The sequence below is a fragment of the Vibrio atypicus genome, from assembly GCF_009811315.1.
In the GTDB taxonomy this organism is placed as follows: Bacteria; Pseudomonadota; Gammaproteobacteria; order Enterobacterales; family Vibrionaceae; genus Vibrio; species Vibrio atypicus.
In genome coordinates, this window is sequence record NZ_BLID01000006.1 from 173,473 (window position 1) to 193,991 (window position 20,519).

Annotated in this window: 20 protein-coding genes; 10 read left to right on the forward strand and 10 right to left on the reverse strand. The window is 44.2% G+C overall.

Features of this window, described 5'->3' with window-relative positions:
• Nucleotides 1–214: 214 nt before the first annotated feature.
• From GVO60_RS14130 to deoD, 5 genes are all read left to right on the forward strand, one after another.
• A complete protein-coding gene (locus tag GVO60_RS14130) occupies nucleotides 215–385 on the forward strand; it encodes a XapX domain-containing protein (RefSeq protein ID WP_159655120.1) in 171 nt (56 codons plus the stop codon).
• Nucleotides 386–636: 251 nt separating this feature from the next.
• Nucleotides 637–1,413 (forward strand): deoxyribose-phosphate aldolase, encoded by a 777-nt coding sequence (deoC, locus tag GVO60_RS14135; protein ID WP_159655122.1) that lies wholly within the window; start codon nucleotides 637–639, stop codon nucleotides 1,411–1,413.
• 119 nt (nucleotides 1,414–1,532) lie between these two features.
• A complete protein-coding gene (gene deoA, locus GVO60_RS14140; protein ID WP_159655124.1) occupies nucleotides 1,533–2,861 on the forward strand; it encodes a thymidine phosphorylase in 1,329 nt (442 codons plus the stop codon).
• A 188-nt stretch (nucleotides 2,862–3,049) separates the two neighbouring features.
• Nucleotides 3,050–4,270 (forward strand): phosphopentomutase, encoded by a 1,221-nt coding sequence (locus GVO60_RS14145; RefSeq protein ID WP_159655126.1) that lies wholly within the window; start codon nucleotides 3,050–3,052, stop codon nucleotides 4,268–4,270.
• Nucleotides 4,271–4,358: 88 nt separating this feature from the next.
• Nucleotides 4,359–5,078: a purine-nucleoside phosphorylase gene (gene deoD, locus GVO60_RS14150; protein ID WP_159655128.1), complete on the forward strand. Its 720-nt coding sequence runs from the start codon at nucleotides 4,359–4,361 to the stop codon at nucleotides 5,076–5,078.
• 104 nt (nucleotides 5,079–5,182) lie between these two features.
• Here the strand turns inward: deoD and GVO60_RS14155 are convergent, their stop codons facing one another.
• On the reverse strand, nucleotides 5,183–5,785 hold the full coding sequence (locus GVO60_RS14155) for a YtjB family periplasmic protein (protein ID WP_159655130.1): 603 nt from the start codon (nucleotides 5,783–5,785) through the stop codon (nucleotides 5,183–5,185).
• A gap of 104 nt (nucleotides 5,786–5,889) precedes the next feature.
• On the opposite strand from GVO60_RS14155, the gene serB reads away from it, so the two are divergent.
• Nucleotides 5,890–6,867 (forward strand): phosphoserine phosphatase, encoded by a 978-nt coding sequence (gene serB / locus GVO60_RS14160; RefSeq protein ID WP_159655132.1) that lies wholly within the window; start codon nucleotides 5,890–5,892, stop codon nucleotides 6,865–6,867.
• Between the two features lie 47 nt (nucleotides 6,868–6,914).
• Here serB and GVO60_RS14165 read toward each other — a convergent pair whose 3' ends face one another.
• Nucleotides 6,915–9,260 (reverse strand): PilZ domain-containing protein, encoded by a 2,346-nt coding sequence (locus GVO60_RS14165; protein ID WP_159655134.1) that lies wholly within the window; start codon nucleotides 9,258–9,260, stop codon nucleotides 6,915–6,917.
• Between the two features lie 133 nt (nucleotides 9,261–9,393).
• Between GVO60_RS14165 and radA the strand changes: the two genes are divergently transcribed.
• Nucleotides 9,394–10,773 (forward strand): DNA repair protein RadA, encoded by a 1,380-nt coding sequence (gene radA / locus GVO60_RS14170; protein ID WP_159655136.1) that lies wholly within the window; start codon nucleotides 9,394–9,396, stop codon nucleotides 10,771–10,773.
• A 101-nt stretch (nucleotides 10,774–10,874) separates the two neighbouring features.
• On the opposite strand, the gene csdA is transcribed toward radA, so the two are convergent.
• The 4 genes from csdA to GVO60_RS14190 all read right to left on the reverse strand — a co-directional run bounded on the left by csdA (nucleotide 10,875) and on the right by GVO60_RS14190 (nucleotide 14,457).
• Nucleotides 10,875–12,086 (reverse strand): cysteine desulfurase CsdA, encoded by a 1,212-nt coding sequence (gene csdA, locus GVO60_RS14175; RefSeq protein ID WP_159655138.1) that lies wholly within the window; start codon nucleotides 12,084–12,086, stop codon nucleotides 10,875–10,877.
• Complete coding sequence (locus GVO60_RS14180) at nucleotides 12,086–12,685, reverse strand: DJ-1 family glyoxalase III (protein WP_159655140.1); 600 nt, start codon at nucleotides 12,683–12,685, stop codon at nucleotides 12,086–12,088. The genes csdA and GVO60_RS14180 overlap by 1 nt, the downstream gene beginning before the upstream one ends.
• The gene (gene panE / locus GVO60_RS14185) at nucleotides 12,678–13,568 is read right to left on the reverse strand and encodes a 2-dehydropantoate 2-reductase (RefSeq protein ID WP_159655142.1); all 891 of its coding nucleotides are present in this window, start codon (nucleotides 13,566–13,568) and stop codon (nucleotides 12,678–12,680) included. The genes GVO60_RS14180 and panE overlap by 8 nt, the downstream gene beginning before the upstream one ends.
• Nucleotides 13,569–13,671: 103 nt before the next feature.
• Nucleotides 13,672–14,457 carry an outer membrane protein OmpK gene (locus GVO60_RS14190; protein ID WP_159655144.1) on the reverse strand — a complete coding sequence of 262 codons (786 nt, stop codon included), beginning with the start codon at nucleotides 14,455–14,457 and terminating at the stop codon, nucleotides 13,672–13,674.
• A gap of 346 nt (nucleotides 14,458–14,803) precedes the next feature.
• On the opposite strand from GVO60_RS14190, the gene GVO60_RS14195 reads away from it, so the two are divergent.
• Genes GVO60_RS14195 through GVO60_RS14205 form a run of 3 tightly spaced genes read left to right on the forward strand, consistent with a single transcriptional unit; the run spans nucleotide 14,804 to nucleotide 16,692 of the window.
• On the forward strand, nucleotides 14,804–15,403 hold the full coding sequence (locus GVO60_RS14195; RefSeq protein ID WP_159655146.1) for an LON peptidase substrate-binding domain-containing protein: 600 nt from the start codon (nucleotides 14,804–14,806) through the stop codon (nucleotides 15,401–15,403).
• A gap of 39 nt (nucleotides 15,404–15,442) precedes the next feature.
• Nucleotides 15,443–16,027, forward strand: coding sequence for a sigma-70 family RNA polymerase sigma factor (locus GVO60_RS14200; protein ID WP_159655148.1), 585 nt, complete (start codon nucleotides 15,443–15,445; stop codon nucleotides 16,025–16,027).
• Nucleotides 16,024–16,692, forward strand: a complete 669-nt coding sequence (locus GVO60_RS14205; RefSeq protein WP_159655150.1) for a ChrR family anti-sigma-E factor — start codon at nucleotides 16,024–16,026, stop codon at nucleotides 16,690–16,692. The genes GVO60_RS14200 and GVO60_RS14205 overlap by 4 nt, the downstream gene beginning before the upstream one ends.
• Nucleotides 16,693–16,761: 69 nt before the next feature.
• Here the strand turns inward: GVO60_RS14205 and GVO60_RS14210 are convergent, their stop codons facing one another.
• The 4 genes from GVO60_RS14210 to GVO60_RS14225 form a co-directional block, all read right to left on the reverse strand.
• Nucleotides 16,762–18,153 carry an AmpG family muropeptide MFS transporter gene (locus tag GVO60_RS14210; protein WP_159655152.1) on the reverse strand — a complete coding sequence of 464 codons (1,392 nt, stop codon included), beginning with the start codon at nucleotides 18,151–18,153 and terminating at the stop codon, nucleotides 16,762–16,764.
• 69 nt (nucleotides 18,154–18,222) lie between these two features.
• A complete protein-coding gene (locus GVO60_RS14215) occupies nucleotides 18,223–18,768 on the reverse strand; it encodes a peptidylprolyl isomerase (protein ID WP_159655154.1) in 546 nt (181 codons plus the stop codon).
• Nucleotides 18,768–19,337, reverse strand: coding sequence for a YajG family lipoprotein (locus GVO60_RS14220; RefSeq protein WP_159655156.1), 570 nt, complete (start codon nucleotides 19,335–19,337; stop codon nucleotides 18,768–18,770). The genes GVO60_RS14215 and GVO60_RS14220 overlap by 1 nt, the downstream gene beginning before the upstream one ends.
• Nucleotides 19,338–19,388: 51 nt before the next feature.
• The gene (locus tag GVO60_RS14225) at nucleotides 19,389–20,519 is read right to left on the reverse strand and encodes a methyltransferase (RefSeq protein ID WP_159655158.1); all 1,131 of its coding nucleotides are present in this window, start codon (nucleotides 20,517–20,519) and stop codon (nucleotides 19,389–19,391) included.

The following is a 20,519-nucleotide window of genomic DNA, read 5'->3' on the forward strand; positions in this document are numbered from 1 at the left end:
CCTTGTTCTTACACTCACTATATTGAAAAACGTTATGGAGGGATTAATTACCTTCATAACCAACACTTGATGAGAGTGTTTAAGGGTGTTTGCAATTGAGCAAACGTTGAACACCCTCTTTTTTGAGATACAAACCGTTTGCGCTCTATGAGCCACTACAGTTTTGCGACAAATATCTATAATGTATATATCTATAGAAAGTAGGGCATAGCTCATGAATGAAGTTATCCTCGCAACCCTAGCTGGGTTTGTTGTCGGAATCCTGTTTTCAGTCATCAAGTTACCGGTACCCGCGCCACCCGTTTTATCAGGAGTGATGGGGATTGTCGGTGTTTACTTAGGTGGCGTAACTTATCAATGGATTATTGAAAAGTTTTTTAGCTAGCGCTGATTAATACAAGGAGTATGATACGCGCTAGTCGCAGCGTGAGCTGCATATACCGTTAGACACTCAATCGCAGATTGTTGTGCCATAGACCAAACTGGTACTGTGCGGTGACAAGGATAGCAATTAGGGGGCAATTCGCTGTTTCCCCCTGAGTCTTCAAGGAACCAAGTCCGTTCATTAATGACTACATCGCCAACTCGATAGTCGGGTTGAGCCGTAAAATTTTTGAATATTGATCGGAGATAGAAATGAGCGATTTAAAAGCAGCAGCACTACGTGCACTTAAACTAATGGACCTAACTACGCTGAATGATGATGATACAGATGCGAAAGTTATTTCACTTTGTCATGACGCAAAATCAGCAGTAGGTAACACAGCTGCCATTTGTATTTACCCTCGCTTTATTCCTATTGCTAAGAAGACACTTCGTGAGCAAGGTACACCAGAAGTTCGTATCGCAACTGTAACTAACTTCCCACACGGTAACGACGACATCGAGATCGCAGTTGCTGAGACAAAAGCGGCAGTTGCTTATGGTGCAGATGAAGTAGACGTAGTATTCCCATACCGTGCTCTAATGGCAGGTAACGAAGAAGTTGGCTTCGAGCTAGTGAAGCAATGTAAAGAAGCGTGTGGTGACATCCTTCTTAAAGTGATCATCGAAACTGGTGAACTAAAAGAAGAAGCGCTAATCAAAAAAGCTTCTGAAATCTGTATCAAAGCAGGTGCTGATTTCATTAAAACTTCAACGGGTAAAGTGCCAGTAAACGCGACACCAGAATACGCTCGCATGATGCTTGAAGTGATCCGCGATATGGGCGTTGCAGAAACTGTAGGCTTCAAGCCAGCGGGTGGCGTACGTACAGCAGAAGACGCGCAAGCGTACTTAGCAATGGCTGATGATATCCTAGGTGACAACTGGGTTGATGCTCGTCACTACCGTTTCGGTGCGTCAAGCCTGCTAACTAACCTACTTAATACATTAGAAGTGACAGACGAAACTGCTGATCCAGCAGCTTACTAATTTTCTCTTCCTATTTAGAGAATTAATAAAAATAAAGTCTGTTTGGTGGAGTAGTGATTCACTGCTCCACATTACCTCTATACCTTACAACCTTGCTTCTCAAAGCATGGGAGGATCTAATGTACTTACCTCAAGAAATTATTCGTAAAAAGCGTGACGGCGAAGTTCTAACAGCCGAAGAAATCAACTTTTTCATTCAAGGCGTTGCAAAAAATGAAGTGTCTGAAGGTCAGATCGCGGCATTTGCAATGGCAATCTTTTTCAACGAAATGACAATGCCTGAGCGTATCGCACTAACTTGTGCAATGCGTGATTCTGGTATGGTGATCGACTGGAGCCACAAAGAGTTTGGTGGTCCTATCGTTGATAAACACTCAACCGGTGGTGTGGGTGACGTTACTTCACTAATGCTTGGCCCTATGGTGGCAGCATGTGGTGGTTTCGTTCCAATGATTTCTGGTCGTGGTCTTGGCCACACTGGCGGCACGCTAGACAAGCTTGAGTCAATTCCTGGCTACAACATCACACCAACCAACGAAGTATTTGGTGATGTAACTAAAGATGCAGGCGTGGCGATTATTGGTCAAACTGGTGATTTAGCACCAGCTGACAAGCGTGTATACGCGACTCGCGATATTACCGCGACAGTAGACAATATTTCGCTTATCACTGCTTCAATTCTATCTAAAAAACTAGCAGCAGGCCTTGAATCTCTAGTTATGGATGTAAAAGTAGGTTCTGGTGCATTCATGCCAACTTACGAAGCATCTGAAGAGCTAGCTAAATCAATCGTAGCAGTAGCAAATGGTGCTGGTACCAAGACAACCGCAATCCTAACTGACATGAACCAAGTACTTGCGTCTTCAGCTGGTAACGCTGTGGAAGTACGTGAAGCGGTACAGTTTTTAACGGGTGAATACCGTAACCCTCGTCTACTTGAAGTGACTATGGCATCTTGTGCAGAAATGTTAGTACTGGCTAAGCTTGCTGATAGCACTGAAGATGCGCGCGAAAAGCTGATGGCTGTGCTAGATAACGGTAAAGCTGCAGAGTGCTTTGGTAAGATGGTTGCAGGCCTTGGTGGCCCAGTAGATTTCGTAGAAAACTACGACAATTACCTCGAAAAAGCAGAAATCATCAAGCCAGTATATGCTGATGAGTCTGGCGTTGTTTCAGCAATGGACACTCGTGCAATTGGTATGGCAGTGGTTGCTATGGGCGGCGGTCGCCGTGTGGCAACGGACGTAATCGACTATGCTGTTGGTTTTGATAGCTTTATCCGCTTGGGTGAACAAGCGTCAAGTGACAAGCCTCTTGCGGTAATCCATGCTCGCAGTGAAGAGCAGTGGCAAGAAGCAGCGAATGCACTGAAAGCCGCAATCACGATTGGTGGTGAATATACGCCAACGCCAGAGGTGTACCGTCAGATTCGCGCTGAAGATCTTTAAACTCTTCATATTTGAACTTGCAGCGGCGTTAACTACGCTCGCTCACCCCAGTCACATAGACGAGCTATGCTCAGGGGATTCACTTGCTTGTTGCCTTGCTGCAAGTCCAACTATTTAGAGTTGAATTACTATTATTATTAGATTGGTCGATTGAGCTTTTGCTCTCGGCCAGTTAAAGGAAGAGAGCAATGAAAAGAGCATTTATTTTAGTCTTAGACTCATTTGGTATCGGTGCAACGGCTGATGCGAAAGATTTTGGTGATGTGGGTTCTGATACCTTAGGTCACATCGCGGAGCAGTGTGATAAAGGTTTGGCTGACAACGCAGATCGTAGCGGTGCACTTAAGCTACCTAACCTATCGAAACTTGGTCTAGCGATGGCACATAAAGAGTCGACAGGTAACTTTGCTCCTGGTCTTGACGCTGACGCTGAAATCATCGGTGCTTACGGCCATGCAGCTGAGCTTTCTTCCGGTAAAGATACACCGTCAGGCCACTGGGAAATCGCAGGCGTGCCAGTTCTATTTGATTGGGGCTATTTCACTGATAAAGAGAATAGCTTCCCTAAAGAGCTAACAGACCGCATTTTAGAGCGTGCTGGCCTAGATGGTTTCTTAGGTAATTGCCACTCATCAGGTACTGAGATCCTAGATAACCTAGGTGAAGAGCACATGAAGTCTGGTCTACCAATCTTCTATACTTCAGCGGATTCGGTATTCCAGATTGCGTGTCACGAAGAGACATTCGGTCTGCAAAAACTTCTAGACCTATGCCAAATTGCACGTGAAGAGCTTGAAGACTACAACATTGGCCGTGTTATTGCTCGTCCATTCATTGGTGCTGGTAAAGGCCAATTTGAGCGGACTGGTAACCGTCGTGACCTATCGGTCGAGCCACCAGCAGCAACCGTATTGCAAAAATTGGTTGAAGAGAAACAAGGTGAAGTGGTTTCTATCGGTAAGATTGCCGATATCTACGCTAACTGCGGTATCACTCAAAAAGTGAAAGCGACAGGCATTCCTGCACTATTTGAAGCAACGCTAGAGCAGATCAAACAAGCGGAAGACAATACAATTGTTTTCACTAACTTCGTAGATTTCGACTCAGCGTACGGCCACCGCCGTGATGTTGCAGGCTACGCGGCTGCACTAGAATATTTTGATGGTCGCATCAACGAAGTCCTAGAGCTAATGGAAGAAGACGATGTGCTTATCCTAACGGCTGACCACGGTTGTGATCCGACATGGCCAGGTACTGACCACACTCGTGAGCACATCCCAGTGATCGTTTACGGTCCAAAGGTACCAGCGGGTTCGCTTGGCCTGCGTGATACTTTTGCAGATATTGGCCAAACGCTAGCAAGCCATTTTGGTACATCACCGATGGAATATGGGAAAAACTTCCTATAATCATTTAATTCTTAATCAATAGAGGAGCATGCTCCTCTATTATTTTGTCTGTGTTTACTGACTCTGTTCAAGAAAAGGAAATTGAATCATGGCAACTCCACATATCAATGCTGAAATGGGCGCATTTGCTGATGTTGTACTTATGCCGGGTGATCCGCTACGTGCAAAATACATCGCAGAAACCTTCCTAGAAGAAGTAGTTCAAGTGTGTGATGTACGCAATATGTACGGCTACACAGGCACTTACAAAGGCCGTAAAGTCTCTGTAATGGGCCACGGTATGGGTATTCCATCATGTTCAATCTACGCTACTGAGCTGATCAAAGATTTTGGCGTGAAGAAGATCATTCGCGTCGGTAGTTGTGGCGCTGTGAGCGAAGATATTAAAGTTCGTGATGTTGTGATCGGTATGGGTGCATGTACGGATTCTAAAGTGAACCGTATTCGCTTTAAAGGTCATGACTTTGCTGCAATTGCTGACTACAAAATGGTTCGCGCAGCAGAAGATGCAGCGAAAGCATTGGGTGTGGAAGTTAAGGTTGGTAACCTATTTTCAGCAGAACTTTTCTACACGCCAGATCCTGAAATGTTCGATGTGATGGACAAATATGGCATTGTGGGCGTAGAGATGGAAGCGGCAGGTATTTATGGGGTATGTGCAGAGTACGGCGCAAAAGCACTGACAATCTGTACTGTATCTGACCATATTAAGACAGGCGAGCAAACGACTTCTGATGAGCGCCAAACCACGTTCAACGACATGATGATCATCGCGCTTGATTCGGTTCTTCTTGGTGATCAAGAGTAGAAATCAGGCTGAGTCATTCCCTATTTTCTCCTTCTGAACAGGGATGATGCGTAAAACAAAGGGTCGGCACAATGTGTCGACCCTTTCAATTCTCTTGCTTCTCGTTACATATCTTTCAGCAACAAGTTCTCACCTTGGCGTTTCGGTCTACGTCGAATAACCACCGCAAGTAAAAAGCCAGCAACGAAACTCATACCTACCATGGTGTACATGTATCGATCACTTTTACGATAATAGTGATCAGAATAGGCCGTCAGGCGTCCATTCTCAAAAGTAACGCGCACGAAACCTAACACTACATTGTCGCGAATAATAGGTTCGACTAGTTGTTGCTTACCAATACGAGCTGTTTCTAGTGGGGTATCTAGACCTAAGATCTCACGCACGGATTTAGCGCTATCACTCGATGCTAAACGAATGCCTTCAGCATCATAAATGGTTGCGTCATACACTAGTGTATCTTGCGCTAGTTGATTCGTCAGTTTAAGTAAGCGCTCTTGATCTTGGCCTACGATCATATCTCCAGCCGACAATGAAGCTTGAGAGATCAAGGTTTGAGTTAGCGTCTCAAGTTGGTTTTTCTGGATCTGCTCATTACTCTTGGTAATTTTGACACTATTTACGCCAATTACAGCCACCATAGCGATCAAAGAGAGGATTGCGAGCGCTCTAAGCGCATTTCGAAATGAAAACAGAGATGAGTCCATTAGGCACCAAAATATCGTTAAATTTAGCTGAAGAACATATTGAGACTTGCGCTTTCAAATTGCAATAGGTTAACGTGTTGTCAGGTTTTCTAAGGATTTTAAACATGGACAGGTTTACAACACTTTCTATTCGTCGTCATATCCCACTTGTTAATCGTCTCCCTGAAACTCGTTCGAGCAATAGCTTTGATAAAGCCAAAGCAAATTGGATTGTTTATGGGACTTTCTTATCAGCAGGTCAGTTTGAAGACATTGATTTCTTTACCGGATACTACAACTCAGTGGTTGATGTATGGAAAGTGGGTCAATACGAAGTGGCACTCATGGCAGGGCAATTAACACCTGAGCACGAAGAGATTTTGCAAGCACTTGAGCTTGATTATGCCAAACTGCAAGACATTCCAGATTTAACCAGGCCGGGCGTTGTGGTATTTGATATGGATTCCACTGCCATTCAAATTGAGTGTATTGATGAAATTGCAAAGCTTGCCGGTGTTGGGGAAGAAGTTGCCGAAGTCACCGAGCGCGCGATGCAAGGTGAGTTGGATTTTGAACAAAGCTTACGCCAGCGTGTTGGCACGTTAGCGGGTGCAGACGAAGCGATTCTAGCTGAAGTAAGAAAAGACCTTCCTTTCATGCCGGACTTGGTTGAGCTGATCAATACTTTTAAGCAGTTTGGTTGGAAAACGGCCATTGCATCAGGCGGATTTACCTACTTCTCCGATTATCTTAAGCAAGAGCTGGGTCTTGATCATGCTCAATCCAATCAACTGGAAATCGTTGATGGAAAGTTAACTGGGCAAGTATTAGGTGGCGTCGTTTCTGCGCAAACAAAAGCGGATATTTTGGAAGAATTAGCAGAGCAGTATGATGTTGAGCCACATAACACGATTGCCGTGGGTGATGGTGCAAATGATTTGACCATGATGGGCGTTGCAGGGTTAGGTATCGCTTACCATGCAAAACCTAAGGTTGAGCAACAAGCGCAGGCTGCGATTCGTTACAGTGGTCTTGGTGGCGTGATTTGTATTCTTTCCGCTATGCTAGTGAAGCAAAAAAGAGTGAGCTTTTCTCCACTTTAAAGAATGACTAGGGATATTAAAAAGGTGAGCTGGAATGCTCACCTTTTTTATTGAGTGAGCTCCAAGCGTATGAGTACTTCTTCCGTGATATCGGTGATCTCTCCATAGCCGACGATGCTGTTGATCTCTTTTTCAAGAGCTCTCGCTTTGTGAAGGCTAACCTGGCTCAACTCACCTAAATCTTTTTGAACCAGCGCAGTCATTGGATCAAATACGGGGGCGCCACAAACACGAATTGCGTAAAACTCACCCATCAATTGTGCTTTCTTGATGAAATCGATACGTTCTTTAATCCCATTGAATTCGCTTACTAGCTTGGATTCAACGGATTGAATACGCTTACCAAATTTAAGTACCATCAAGTAAAGGTCATGATACTGAGGTTGTGCCCCTTCGATACGCTTCATCGGTTGGGCCAATAAAGTACTCGCACGACCTTTATAGATAGGTTCTAGTGAATAGTTTTCTCCGCTACCGAGTTTTGCTAGCAGCTTTAAATAGCCTGGAATAGGGTAGTTAATACCGATGACTTTAGGGCTTAAATTACTGCCTCTTTTTTCGACGAAAATAGGTGTGCTAACTACTTTATCGAGCAGGATGTCATGCAGCCCTTCAAGCAATTCATTGCTAGGGAGCAGTTCTTGCTTCGCGACCAATTTTTCTTGGTTGTGGCTAATCAAACGACCAAAAAAGGCGATAACACGTAGGTTTTGGCTCTCTTCGATAATGGCGAGTTGCAGGCGTTTACCACTTGGGCTAATGCGAACCACTTTGTAAGGAACACTATCAAGGGGGAGCTTTTTATCGTAGAGCTGCAATTCGTTAAAGTTGATATGACAAAGATCGTCCGCTTTTAGGCGAGTAGGTTGCGAAAGGGCGATGCTTGCCCCATGCTTCGATAAGTCTAATGTCACACCAGATAAAACTTCGTCATTCTCCGTCGTGAGCTCTAATGGAGATTTAAATTGATATCTTGCTTCTTTACGACGTGATTTAGCATCAAAATAGAGGCAAACAGGGTTGTAGCTTGGGTTTCGAGTATGGCGAAAGCGGTTTAGCTCGCTACTGGCTAGTTTAGGCTTATCGGTTAACAGATAATCTTTGCGACAGGTTTCGTCACTGATCTCTTGCAGCATACCGCAATGAGTCAATGAGTTTGGCTCAAGGCCTAATTCAGTTGAGTGTTGTGATAGCTCTGCACGCTCCTCATCGGAGAGTTCAAAGACCGAGAGTCGAAACGCTTTCCAAGTCTCTTTCTTTGCACCTATGTGCCAAAAGAGTTGTCTCACTTCGCGAGTGGCTTCAGGCATCATCATTGAAAAGAATAGCGTTTGCCCTTTGTGCTCATGAGTAAAAGCGTAAAGTACGTTGTTACTGCCTTTCATACCCGGTGTGGTGAGCTGCGCCATCCTTTGATCGTGAAATAAACTATTCAAGGTTTGTTGATTGCGCTCATCTTGCCAATATTGCCAAATGGACTGATTGTTTTCCGTCATCAACACCAGCTTGAGTTCATTACCACTAAAGAAGACCGGTAAATTGCAGGTATGCTTTAGGTAAGTATGTTCAAAGCCACGTGATCGGGCGCGGATGATTTTGTCTTGGTTGTCGTGACGAGCTTTCTGCGCATCGCTTTTTAGATATTTCTCTATAACGGCAGCAAGCGTGTTGCTGTCGTCGAGTTTGAGTAAGCGCAAAAACTTGACTGCATCATTTTCATAAGAGTCATCAACACCAACAATGCGGTATGAAATAGGCTGATCGATGCCTTCGATGTCACTGTTTTTTTCCAGTTCAACAAATCGAACTTGGATGATCTCTCCAAGTTTGTAATCAAACGCAGAAGGTACCTTGAATTTTGCACCAGATGGAGAAAGATCGACGGTTACTGCATGAACGAGTTGACGGCTGGCAAGATGAATTTCTATTTGAGAAGAGAGCCTCAAGCGGTTTTCTTGACGTTTTAAGTCATAACCTAGGTTAATTGCCTCAACTTCAAGTGCGTGGCTCTCAGGGGCGCTATCGCTGCGTGCTGATTGGCCTCTTTGTTTCATAACTCGGAAGTTATTGTGAGTATTGCAAAGAGCTTCCCATACTCCCTCGGTATAGGTGCCAAATTTACGCGTGTTTTTGTGATAGGCATTGAATGCAACGTCATCTAGCCAGTGTTTTAGACCGTCTAATTCATACTCACGGCACTCACCTTGGACTCGACCTCTGAGATCAATACTCTTGGTGCAAGGCGCCATGACACGATTCAGTTCCATTTTTACTAGGATTTTGACCGATGGCGGTTCACCCTCAGTCATCTGACCTAGAAGGAAATCAAAATCGTCAGCATGATAAGCAGGTATTAGTCTTTCTGCTATAGACAGTATTTCTGGCTGTTGCATATTTTCTGTTTAAAGTACTCCGTACTTAGTGTATCGACCTTGATATTAAGATCTTTAGTGATATGTTACCGCGAATCAAGCAAAATTAAGCTCGAATCAATCTCTCACTTCACAAATACTAATTTGAGGCGACATGGCTAAAGCAAAAAGAGCATATGTATGTAATGACTGTGGTGCAGACTTCCCTCGTTGGCAAGGGCAATGTAACGCATGTGGCGCATGGAACACGATCAGTGAAGTGCGTTTAGCGGCGTCACCTGCTGCTGCTCGAAGCGAACGTTTAATGGGTTATGCGGGTAATAGTGGCGAAACGCAAGTTCAGACGTTATCTGAGATCGATCTACAAGAAGTGCCCCGCTTTACGACAGGATATAAAGAATTCGACCGTGTTTTAGGGGGCGGCGTTGTACCTGGAGCTGCAATCTTAATTGGTGGTAACCCTGGTGCGGGTAAATCGACACTATTGTTGCAAACTATGTGTTATCTAGCATCTCAAATGCCAACGCTTTATGTCACTGGTGAAGAGTCATTGCAGCAGGTCGCAATGCGCGCGTCTCGTTTAGGTTTGCCAAAAGAAAACTTAAAGATGTTGTCTGAGACCAACGTGGATCGCATCTGCCAGATCGCTGAAAAAGAGCAGCCGAAGATCATGGTGATTGACTCCATTCAGGTGATGCATGTTGCTGATGTTCAATCTTCTCCGGGAAGTGTGGCGCAAGTGAGAGAATCTGCGACGGCGCTGACCCGCTATGCAAAGCAGAACAATGTTTCTGTATTTATTGTCGGACATGTAACGAAAGACGGTACGCTTGCTGGCCCGAAAGTGCTCGAACACATCATTGACTGCTCCGTGTTGCTCGATGGGGGGACAGACAACCGTTTTAGAACCATGCGCAGCCACAAGAACCGTTTTGGTGCTGTGAATGAACTTGGTGTATTTGCGATGACGGGACAGGGACTTAGAGAGGTAAGCAACCCTTCGGCAATTTTCCTTTCTCGCGGTGAAGAAGAGACCTCTGGTAGCTCTGTGATGGTGGTTTGGGAAGGGACTCGCCCATTATTGGTAGAGATCCAAGCGTTAGTAGATTACTCGCAACTGGCAAACCCACGCCGCGTTGCTGTCGGCCTTGAGCAAAACCGCTTGTCTCTTTTACTGGCGGTACTTCACAAGCATGGTGGTCTGCAAATGGCTGATCAGGATGTCTTTGTCAATGTTGTAGGCGGCGTTAAGGTGACTGAAACCAGTGCTGACTTGGCGCTAGTGATGGCTCTGCTTTCAAGTTTCAGAGATAGACCTTTGGCTAAAGATGTCGTGGTATTTGGTGAAGTGGGCCTAGCTGGTGAAATTCGCCCAGTTCCAAGCGGGCAAGAGCGATTGAATGAAGCCTTTAAACATGGCTTTAAAAAGGCAATTGTTCCAGCTGCCAACATGCCTAAAGGTGGCATTCCAGGTATGCAGATTCATGGCGTGAAGAAGCTGTCGGAAGCGATTGAAGCGTTTGATGAGTTGTAGACGAAAGCTTTTTTAGGATCTAGAACTGTCATTCTATAGACCGAAGACGGAGCCAAAAAACGAAGGGTTGGCATTTTGCCAACCCTAAACACTCTCCATCTTTACAGCATATCTACTGCTTTCTCGACGGCTTCGATCAGCCTATCTACATCTTCTTGTGTATTGTAGATAGCAAACGAAGCTCGAATAGTCCCTTTAACATTCAAAGCGTCCATTAACGGATGGGCACAGTGGTTGCCAGCGCGGACAGCAATACCTTGTTGATCGAGCAAGGTTGCGACATCTTGGTGGTGGACTCCATCGATAACAAAAGAGATCACTGAAGCACCAGTTTGATAGCCTAATAAAGTGACATCCTCAATTTTGCTGAGGCGCTGGCGAGCGTTTTCAACCAAGCTGTGAATATGCTGTTCAACTTCAATTGGGTTAAATGATTGGCTCCAATCTATGGCTGTTTTAAGAGCAATAGCGCCTGCAACATTCGGTGTACCTGCTTCAAATTTTCCAGGTAATGCGCTGTAGGTGGTGCCAGAAAACGAGACTTTCTCAACCATCTTTCCGCCACCATGCCAAGGTGGCATAGCTTCGAGTAAATCGAGTCTTCCCCATAAAACGCCGATACCCGCAGGAGCAAATAGTTTGTGTCCTGAGAAGACATAAAAGTCCGCGCCTAGATCTTGAACGTTTACCTTTTCATGTACGATGCCTTGCGCGCCATCGATGACTACAACAGCCCCCATTTGATGGGCTTGCTCTATAATGTGTTCGATGGGCTGGCGAGTACCGGTAACATTCGTAATATGTGCCACGGCAACCAGCTTAGTTTTCTCTGACAATCGCTTTTGAAACTGCGCTATATCGAGTTGGCAGTCATCTGTCATTGGTATTTTTACTACCGTTGCACCAGTCTGCTCCGCAACGATTTGCCAAGGAACAATATTGGCATGGTGCTCCATTTCACCCACTAGAATTTCATCACCGGGCTGCAGGATGCTACGTGCATAAGTTTGAGCGATTAAGTTCAGTGCTTCTGTCGCCCCGCGAGTCCAAATGATCTCTTTGCTGGTTGCTGCGCCAATAAATTGTGCAACTGACTCACGCGCGGCTTCAAATTGGCTGGTGGCATTGGCGGTTAAGCTGTGGCTACCGCGGTGAACATTGGCATTTTGTTGGCTGTAATAGTGGCTAATACTATCAATTACACACTGGGGTTTTTGCGTTGTTGCCGCGCTATCTAAATAGACCAATCGCTGTTGGTTTACTTGTTGTTTGAGTGCCGGAAACTGAGACTGAATTTGGCTTACATCCAGCATTACGCTTCACCGAATTTGGAGTAGTGAAGCGTCGGTAAAGTGATCATGGGTTCAGCGACTTCCCAAGCCAGCGCTTTACCTGATAGGTTAAGAATGATCTCGATAGCAAACTCTAGAGCTGTCCCCGGGCCTTGGCTAGTGAGCAGGTTATGGTTTACATCATAAGTGACGCGTTTTACTCGCCATAATTTATCCGCAATGTGCTGCTGAAAGCTTGGGTGGCAAGTCATTAGAGCTTCTGGGTAGAGATTATGGTGAGCTAGAACCAGAGCAGGGGCGGCGCAAATGGCAGCAACCAGTTTGCTTTCGTACATTTGTTGTCGAACAATCTCAACTAAAACGGTGCTATCTCGGAAAGTTTCAGCGCCACCTACGCCACCAGGAAGGATGACAGCATCAAACTCATCATCTGCAATATCGACCAACTTGCAGTCAGCAGTCAAAGTGATATTACGAGAGCCTTTCATGGTTAATTGACCATCGAAATCAGCACTGGCGACCACGACGTCATATCCGGCGCGAACCATAATATCGATAATGGTTACCGCTTCCATTTCTTCGGTGCCAGGGGCGATAGGGATTAGTACTTTTTTACTCATGATTCCAGCTCTGTTCAATTTGTTTAATCTGTTGGTATAAGGCTGTATTTTCAGTTGCCGCAATATTGTGATGCTTGGCTTTATGCAGCAAATAGCCAGTAATGAAATCTATCTCAGTAGCACGGCGATGAAAAACATCTTGCTGCATAGAGGAGTGATTTTTTGCTGTTAACTCAATGACTTTGAAAATGCTATCTTCAAGTTGTTTTTTCGACAACCTTATCTCTTCTGCCGTTAGGATTTGTGATACTTCATCGATAACTCTGCTTAACAGTAGGGAAAACTCTTCTTGAGCCAGAGTTCCGTTAGTCACTTGATGAATTGCAGTAAGAGGGTTGATAGCACAGTTGATGGCTAACTTATGCCACAACGCATGAAGGATATCGTGATTCCACTTTACCTCAGGCAGTGCATGTTGAAAGACCTCTTCGAGGAACGCGCACTGTTTACCTTTATCATTGTAGCCACCTAACTGGGTTGTACCTAATCCCGTATGTAAGACACGTTGAGATGATTCTCGGTAAGCGCCATGGGTGGTTGTCGCAAGTAATAATGGATTGTTAGGCAGGAACTCAATCACATCTTCTGCCGTACCCATGCCATTGTGCATTAACATGATCATACAATCCGGAGATATCTGAGGCAGCAGAGGCGTGAGAGCAGTTATCACGTGTGGTGCTTTGACCGTAACTAATAGTAAGTCGGCATCTTGAATGCTTTGCTTATCATTGTTAGCAAATAGCGCTGCATTATACTGATCGACTTGAATCGAAAGCTGTTTGGCCGATTGCCTTGAGCAGAGAGAAACGGAGTGCCCAGCATGGAGGAATGCATTCGCCCAAAGCGAACCAACCGCTCCGGGACCGAGTATCACGATGTTCATGAGTTCAAGCTAAAAATGGATTTGCAGAAAGGATAAGGGTATCAAGGTGGAATGCAAACAAAAATGGCACCCGAAGGTGCCATTTAACAAGTCATACTTCCAATTAGAAGTTGTACTGTACGCGGTAGATTAGAATGTCTTGGTAATCACGACGCGCTAGTTTGTTCACTGTGTAACGGTAAAGAATACCTGTTGACCAATCTTGAGTAACATTCCACATTGCGTTGATGCTACCGTTCAAGCCCCAGCTTTCAGAACCTTCGCCATTACCCATGTAAGTGCTTTGAAGATCTGCATATTCATCGTTGCGAGCGAATTCTAGTTCATTCCATGTTGAGAATGTAAAGTTTTGACCAGCGATGTCAGTGTTGTAGTAACCAACGTAACCAAACATACCGCCGTTGTTACCGCTGATACCACCTTCAGTGTTTACTTGGTGAAGACCTAGGAATGGAGTGAAGCCCCAACCGTCGCCTTTAAGACCAGTATAACCAAGACCTAGAACACGGTTTTGCTCATGTAGAACTGGGCCTTTGTCTTTATCAGTATTGTAAACTTGTGCGTATAGAGATACACCAGACTCAGTTAGATTGTAGTGAATCGTACCTTTGAGTGAAGCACCACGGTCATCACCTGCACGATCAACACCTTCGTAGTCGTAGAAGCCGTAGATTTGCCCCCAATCGAATACCGCACCACCTTCGATACCGACTACCGCTTGGTTACGTTCTGAGATTTCTTGATCAAAGTTTGAAGCGTCATTACCAATACCGTGGTCCCATGATTGGTAGTCTACATACATGCTACCGAAACCGAAAAGATATTCTGCTTGTGCTGGTACTGCTGATACTGCTGCCACAACACCAAGAGCTAGAAGTGATTTACGCATAGTGGAACTCTCTATGTTTGTTAATTCAATTATTCATTGGATATTTGTTTAATTGCACAATCTTTAGCCGTGCTTTATGGGGCTGCATAATATCGATAAAAATCTCAAAATCCATCTGCAAACTATGTAAAAAAACATAAAACAGGTGATCTAGATCTCGTTAATGATCTAAATTTGTTCATGTAACGGAACCAAAGTTGAATTGCACAAAAAATGATAGAGGTAACGATTACGCAAACGCTAAAGCGCAATTTGATGGTCATCACATGTTCAACATAAAAGATAACTGATCGCTAAGCCTGCTTGTTGCGTATCTGTAATTAAAATGTTTGTTGAGAAAAAATGAATGACAGAAATAATGCTTTTTCCACTTAGCTCAATTGTTTTGCCTGAAGGAAAAATGCGTCTGAGGATCTTTGAGGCGCGTTACAAACGACTAGTGGTTGAAGCAATGAAAAATGACGGTGAATTTGGGATTTGTCTATTCGAAAAGCCTCTTAATGTAGGTGATAGTGAACTTTCTAGCGTTGGAACATTAGTAAAAATTGTTGATTTTGAGCGATTAGAGGATGGACTACTGGGTATTACGGTGACAGGTATCAAGCGCTTTACCCTAAGTAGGGTTAGAGTTGAACATGATGGTTTGCGTGTTGCTAAAGTCGTCTGGCTTCCTAATTGGGAAATGAAAGTTTTTAATAAAGAGAGTGAAGTGCTTAGCCTTCAATTGCAGCGTGTATACCAACAATTTCCTCAACTAAATGAGTTGTACGGGCAGAAGTTTTTCGATGATGCGAGTTGGGTGAGCCAGCGGTGGTTAGAGATTCTTCCTTTATCTAATAAGCAGTTCGACAATTTGGCGCTAGAGTTAGATTGTAAGGTAGCGTTAGATTTTTTAAACGATGCATTAAATAGTTCAGGATCGAGTGATCCATTGGCAACTAACTAATGTATAAAACGATACAAAAGCTGTGCAAAGGACATTGAAATGGACAATCTGGATACGCAGAACTTTTCACGAGCAGACTGGGCGTCTTGCATGGAAAAGGTCAAGCTGCAAGATAAGCAGGCATTTGCTTTGGTCTTCTTGCACTTTTCTCCGCGTTTGAAGCAATTTATTTATCGCCATGTTGGGAATGAACATACCGCTGTTGAAGTCGTTCAAGAGACGCTTGCAACTGTTTGGCAAAAAAGCGCATTGTTCAATGGCGAAAAAAGCTCTCTGTCTACGTGGATTTATACAATCGCAAGAAACCTTTGTTTCGATATGCTTAGGAAACAGAAAGGTCGAGAACAACATCTGCATTCGGAAGACTTATGGCCAAATGATTATTGCCCACCAGACATGGTCGAACACTATTCACCTGAGACTGATTTATTGAAAGATCAGGTAGTTCGTTTTTTAGATACATTACCGGATGCCCAAAAACAAGTGGTAAAGGCTGTCTATTTGGAGGAGCTACCACACCAGCAAGTCGCAGAAATGTTCAATATTCCTTTGGGTACGGTGAAATCCCGCTTGAGACTTGCGGTGGAGAAACTACGACATTCAATAGAGGCGGATAAGTTATGAGTTACCATCCAGAAAAACAAATGCTACAAGCCTATGTTGAAGGTTCATTGGATGAAATTGCAGCATTTACAGTTGCAATCCATCTAGAATCTTGTCCTGAATGTAAACGTAGAGTCGCAATACTAGAGCAAGCATGTGGTGATCGTCTTGCAGCAGATCCTGTTTTGGAGTCTAGTGGTGAAGATTTATCTGCTATGCTTGAAGCTATTGTGTCAATGGAGCAAAACAGTGAGCCATTCCGCGTCCCTCCTCAGCCGCAGCAGATAATGGTCAATGGTAAAGCGTTTTTGTTACCGCGAGCATTATCCAGACACATGGGAAAAATTGGCCAATGGCGTAGCTATGGTGGGAAAGTGTTTAGCGCTTCAGTTGATATAGCTCAAGAGTGCCGGGTAAACCTAATGTATATCGCTGAAAATGTTCAAATTCCTCAGCACACCCATAAAGGCACAGAATCAACTTTAATTCTTCATGGTGGCTTTAGTGATGAAGATGGTCACTATGAGGCTGGGGATTTTTTAGTTAAAGACGCGTCAGTGAAACATAGCCCATCAACAGGTGTTGGAGAGGATTGCTTATGTTTAACAGTTCTGACAGAACCTATGGTGTTTACTCAAGGGGTAGCACGCTTGTTTAACCGATTTGGCAAAGGGATGTACCCTTAATTGTCTGTCTATTGGATAGAAAAAAGGCTTGGTGAGTACCAAGCCTTTTTGTTATTTAGCGCGTCATGCTCATGATTCCTGTGGTGAGCGCTGTTTGTTCTCTTCGCTATCTCGTTTACGTGCTTTGGTGAGCATATCATCAAAGTAATGACGTAGAGAGTAAAGCATCAACAGACTTGGGATTACCATTAAGGCCGTTAAGATAAAGAAGGTTGACCAGTCGTTGAGGTAATCGACTAACTCACCAGAGAAAGAAGCTAATGTTGTACGACCGAAGTTTCCTAATGAAGCTAATAGAGCATATTGAGTAGCTGAGAAGGCTTGCCCAGTGACAACAGTTAAGAAAGAAACAAAGGCAACGGTCGAGAACGCAGAAGTAAAGTTATCTACGACTAATGTTGCTAAGAACAACTGTTCGTTTGGTCCGACTTTCGCAATCCATGCAAACATCAGATTACTTGCTGCCATGGCAATACCACCGATCATCAAACCGCGGACAATACCAAATTTCACGTTGACCATACTGCCAATCAAGGTAAAGAGCATGGTTAACCCCCAGCCGATTAGCTTAGAGTAGTAGCCGATCTGTTCATTCGAAAAGCCGATTTCTTTGTAGAAGGTAATCGACATACGACCTAGGAATGCTTCACCTATCTTGAATAGGAAGACGAACAATAATAGTGTCAACGCAACACGGAAACCGTTACGTTTAAAGAAGTCTAAGAAGGGTTCAACCACTGTTACTGTCAACCAAGCAACAGCACGATTGCCAACAATTTTACTATGGCGTTGTTCGGCTTCAGCTTGTAACGTATCTCGTAGCGTTTTCGGCTCTTTGACTAATAGCGTGAACACCATTAACAGAGCGACAATACCCGCCATACCATAGTAAACGCCATTCCAACCAATGGCATCCGCATTAATAAACGCTAGATATCCCGGTACTGAATAACCTGTCCACCAGCCAATAACGGCCATCGCAGAAGCTTGTGGTAGCTTAGATGGTTCAGATTTAGGGAAGGTATCAATCCGGTAAGCATCGATCGCAATATCTTGCGTTGCCGATGAAAGGGCAATACCCAGAGCCAGCATTGAGGTTAAGGCAAGGTTTTTCGATGGGTCGACGCCAGCAATAAATAGTGTGCAGATCAGCACCAAAGATTGACACAAGAAGATCCAGCTGCGTCGTTGGCCTAGCATTGCATGCAGTAATGGCAGTCTCACTCGGTCTACTAAAGGGGCCCATAAAAAGTTGATGGCATAGACGGCGAAGACACTACCAAAATAACCAATGGCTGCGCGAGTAAGGCCAGCGTCTTTGAGCCACCCAGACATGTTTGAGCCAATTAATACCCATGGAAAACCACTCGAGCAGCCCAACATGAACACCCACAATAAGCGTTTATCCATGTAGCTACGGAATGTTTCTCGCCATGACATGGAAGGGGAGTCGAAAGACATACACTATTCCTTGTTATAGTTTCGGTCAGCAAAAAAGGCTCTAACATGAGGGTTAGAGCCGAAAAGTGTTTATGGTAGGAGTGTGGCTTTAGTAATAATAATTGGCTCTACAGGAACATCACGATAACGTCCAACAGTATGCGTTGGTTTTTGTCCCATCGCTTGGATAACACCAAAACCTTTGGTTACTTTACCAAACACAGCATAGCCAGGTGGGCGCTGGTCTGGATCTAAAAAGCCATTGTCAACTAGGTTTATGAAAAACTGACGTGTTGCTGAATGAGGATCATTGGTCCGTGCCATCGCAATCGTACCTGTTTTGTTTTTCAGGCCGTTAGACGCTTCATTTTTGACAGGTGCATAGGTTGGTTTCATAGACATGTTTTTATCAAAGCCACCACCCTGAGCCATAAAGCCAGGAATAATGCGGTGGAATTGAGTGCCTACGTAACTTCCATCTTCAACATAGCGTAGAAAGTTTTTAACCGTTAATGGTGCTCGTTGTTCATTGAGCTCAACTGTGAATGCCCCAACAGTTGTTTCAAATTCAACCTTTGGTCCAGCAAGCGCGATAGTGCTAAATAAGGCGAGAGAAGCTATTGCCAACTTACGCATTAGAATCTCTCCTGCATGTATGTTTGTAGCTCTTTGTCGTTTGCTACTTCCTGAAGAACAAGGTTAACCACATCATTTAAAACGCCTTCAATATCTTCGTTAGAAGCACTTAGAGCACCAGTGCGCTTAGCTGTACCAGTGTATGTCTTTACTAATTTACCTTGAGGAGTTTCTGCTGTGATCTCGATGATGACTTTTCCGTCCATCTCATTTTCCATCACAGTATGCTTGATAGAGACTAGTGCTTCTTGTACTTCAATTTTGATGTTGTTTTCGCTGTTAACTGTATTGCGGAAACCTTGTGATTGGAATTGCTCAAGTAAAGCGTTCTCAATTGAAATTCGAACATTCTGTTTTGAGTGGATTGGTTCAATATTTGAGCGGCCACTATCCACCAAAGCTACGTATTGTGCAGAGCGTACATCCTTGCTGGTCAGGTTAAATGTAGCATCTTGAACTAGGTCGCCACTGCTGAGTACCGCTTTAGGCATAAAATTAATCTGCTGTTGCTGCGGTGCAGAACAAGCAGTGAGAAGTGCCATTGACGCGGCTAAAACCAGTTTTCTCATTGTAATTTCCTTAATTCATAACTCTATAGGTTCTAGAGATAGGATAGTGAACTATTTAGTCGCTTGTAAAATAACAAATTTATTGTTGGAAGCGATTTGCTTGACGTTCGACTTGCCAAATAATCTTGATAACTTCACATCGTAGCCGAGGTGGCGGTTACCGATAACTAATAATTGCCCAGCATTGTCGAGAACATGCTTTGCATCACAGAACATTTGCCATGCAATATGATCAGTCACTGCTTGTTGTTGGTGGAATGGCGGATTGCATACCACCAGATCGGCGCTTTTAGCTTCAAAATTGTCCAAACAGTTGTTAGCGATACAGCGAATTTCTCGTTCACCTTCTAGATTGCGCTCTAGGTTACGCTTTGCTGACTCAACAGACATGAAACTCTCGTCAACACAGGTTAAAGATATGTCAGGATTCAATTGGCCTAGTTTTACTGAAAGGACACCGTTACCACAACCTAAGTCAATGACCTTTTTATCACCAAGATTAGAAGGTAGGTGTTGTAGCATGAAGCGTGCGCCTAAATCCAAGCTCTCACCCGAGTATACATTGGGTAAGTTATCGAGCCAGAAACCATGTTCTTCAACCTCCCAGCTTGTTACTGGGCTTACTTCTTTAAGTTGAATGCTGTCTGCTTGGGAAAAGACCAAACGATGCTTTTTCCATGCTAAAGACGTCGTGGTTGTACCTAAATGCTTTTCAAATAATTTAAGTGTTGATGTGTGGATCTCTTTCGCTTTATTGACACCAATAACCGGCACATGTTCAGGGAGGGCATTTCTTAATTGGTGTAATTGCCAGATCAGATGCCGATTACTCTTCGGTAACTGCATTAATACCAGATCGACCTTGCTAGGGATTGCTTCGAAAGTGGTGGAAAATTCAACAGGATTACACTGGTTAAGAGTTAGATTAGCTTTACAGCCTTGATGAGAGATAAAGGAATCACTCATAACGGTTACGTTGTGGTTTTGAGAGAACCAGCAGCTCAGTGCGCCAAAATTGTCATTTAAAATGAGAATATGGCGGTTGGGTTCTAAGGCTAATTCTTCGACATGATTAATGAGGTACTCATCTCCGGCATCCCATGCTTGGAGTGTTTCGTTGTTTCTTTTAGGGAAACGATGCAAAGAAAGGGTGCGCTCATGTAGAGCAAGCTCAGTTTTCAT

Bases quoted from the DNA above. Each gene is read 5' to 3' on its own strand.
- GVO60_RS14130 (WP_159655120.1), top strand. From the start codon at position 215: ATGAATGAAGTTATCCTCGCAACCCTAGCTGGGTTTGTTGTCGGAATC.
- deoC (WP_159655122.1), top strand. From the start codon at position 637: ATGAGCGATTTAAAAGCAGCAGCACTACGTGCACTTAAACTAATGGAC.
- deoA (WP_159655124.1), top strand. From the start codon at position 1,533: ATGTACTTACCTCAAGAAATTATTCGTAAAAAGCGTGACGGCGAAGTT.
- GVO60_RS14145 (WP_159655126.1), top strand. From the start codon at position 3,050: ATGAAAAGAGCATTTATTTTAGTCTTAGACTCATTTGGTATCGGTGCA.
- deoD (WP_159655128.1), top strand. From the start codon at position 4,359: ATGGCAACTCCACATATCAATGCTGAAATGGGCGCATTTGCTGATGTT.
- GVO60_RS14155 (WP_159655130.1), bottom strand. From the start codon at position 5,785: ATGGACTCATCTCTGTTTTCATTTCGAAATGCGCTTAGAGCGCTCGCA.
- serB (WP_159655132.1), top strand. From the start codon at position 5,890: ATGGACAGGTTTACAACACTTTCTATTCGTCGTCATATCCCACTTGTT.
- GVO60_RS14165 (WP_159655134.1), bottom strand. From the start codon at position 9,260: ATGCAACAGCCAGAAATACTGTCTATAGCAGAAAGACTAATACCTGCT.
- radA (WP_159655136.1), top strand. From the start codon at position 9,394: ATGGCTAAAGCAAAAAGAGCATATGTATGTAATGACTGTGGTGCAGAC.
- csdA (WP_159655138.1), bottom strand. From the start codon at position 12,086: ATGCTGGATGTAAGCCAAATTCAGTCTCAGTTTCCGGCACTCAAACAA.
- GVO60_RS14180 (WP_159655140.1), bottom strand. From the start codon at position 12,685: ATGAGTAAAAAAGTACTAATCCCTATCGCCCCTGGCACCGAAGAAATG.
- panE (WP_159655142.1), bottom strand. From the start codon at position 13,568: ATGAACATCGTGATACTCGGTCCCGGAGCGGTTGGTTCGCTTTGGGCG.
- GVO60_RS14190 (WP_159655144.1), bottom strand. From the start codon at position 14,457: ATGCGTAAATCACTTCTAGCTCTTGGTGTTGTGGCAGCAGTATCAGCA.
- GVO60_RS14195 (WP_159655146.1), top strand. From the start codon at position 14,804: ATGACAGAAATAATGCTTTTTCCACTTAGCTCAATTGTTTTGCCTGAA.
- GVO60_RS14200 (WP_159655148.1), top strand. From the start codon at position 15,443: ATGGACAATCTGGATACGCAGAACTTTTCACGAGCAGACTGGGCGTCT.
- GVO60_RS14205 (WP_159655150.1), top strand. From the start codon at position 16,024: ATGAGTTACCATCCAGAAAAACAAATGCTACAAGCCTATGTTGAAGGT.
- GVO60_RS14210 (WP_159655152.1), bottom strand. From the start codon at position 18,153: ATGTCTTTCGACTCCCCTTCCATGTCATGGCGAGAAACATTCCGTAGC.
- GVO60_RS14215 (WP_159655154.1), bottom strand. From the start codon at position 18,768: ATGCGTAAGTTGGCAATAGCTTCTCTCGCCTTATTTAGCACTATCGCG.
- GVO60_RS14220 (WP_159655156.1), bottom strand. From the start codon at position 19,337: ATGAGAAAACTGGTTTTAGCCGCGTCAATGGCACTTCTCACTGCTTGT.
- GVO60_RS14225 (WP_159655158.1), bottom strand. From the start codon at position 20,519: ATGAAAACTGAGCTTGCTCTACATGAGCGCACCCTTTCTTTGCATCGT.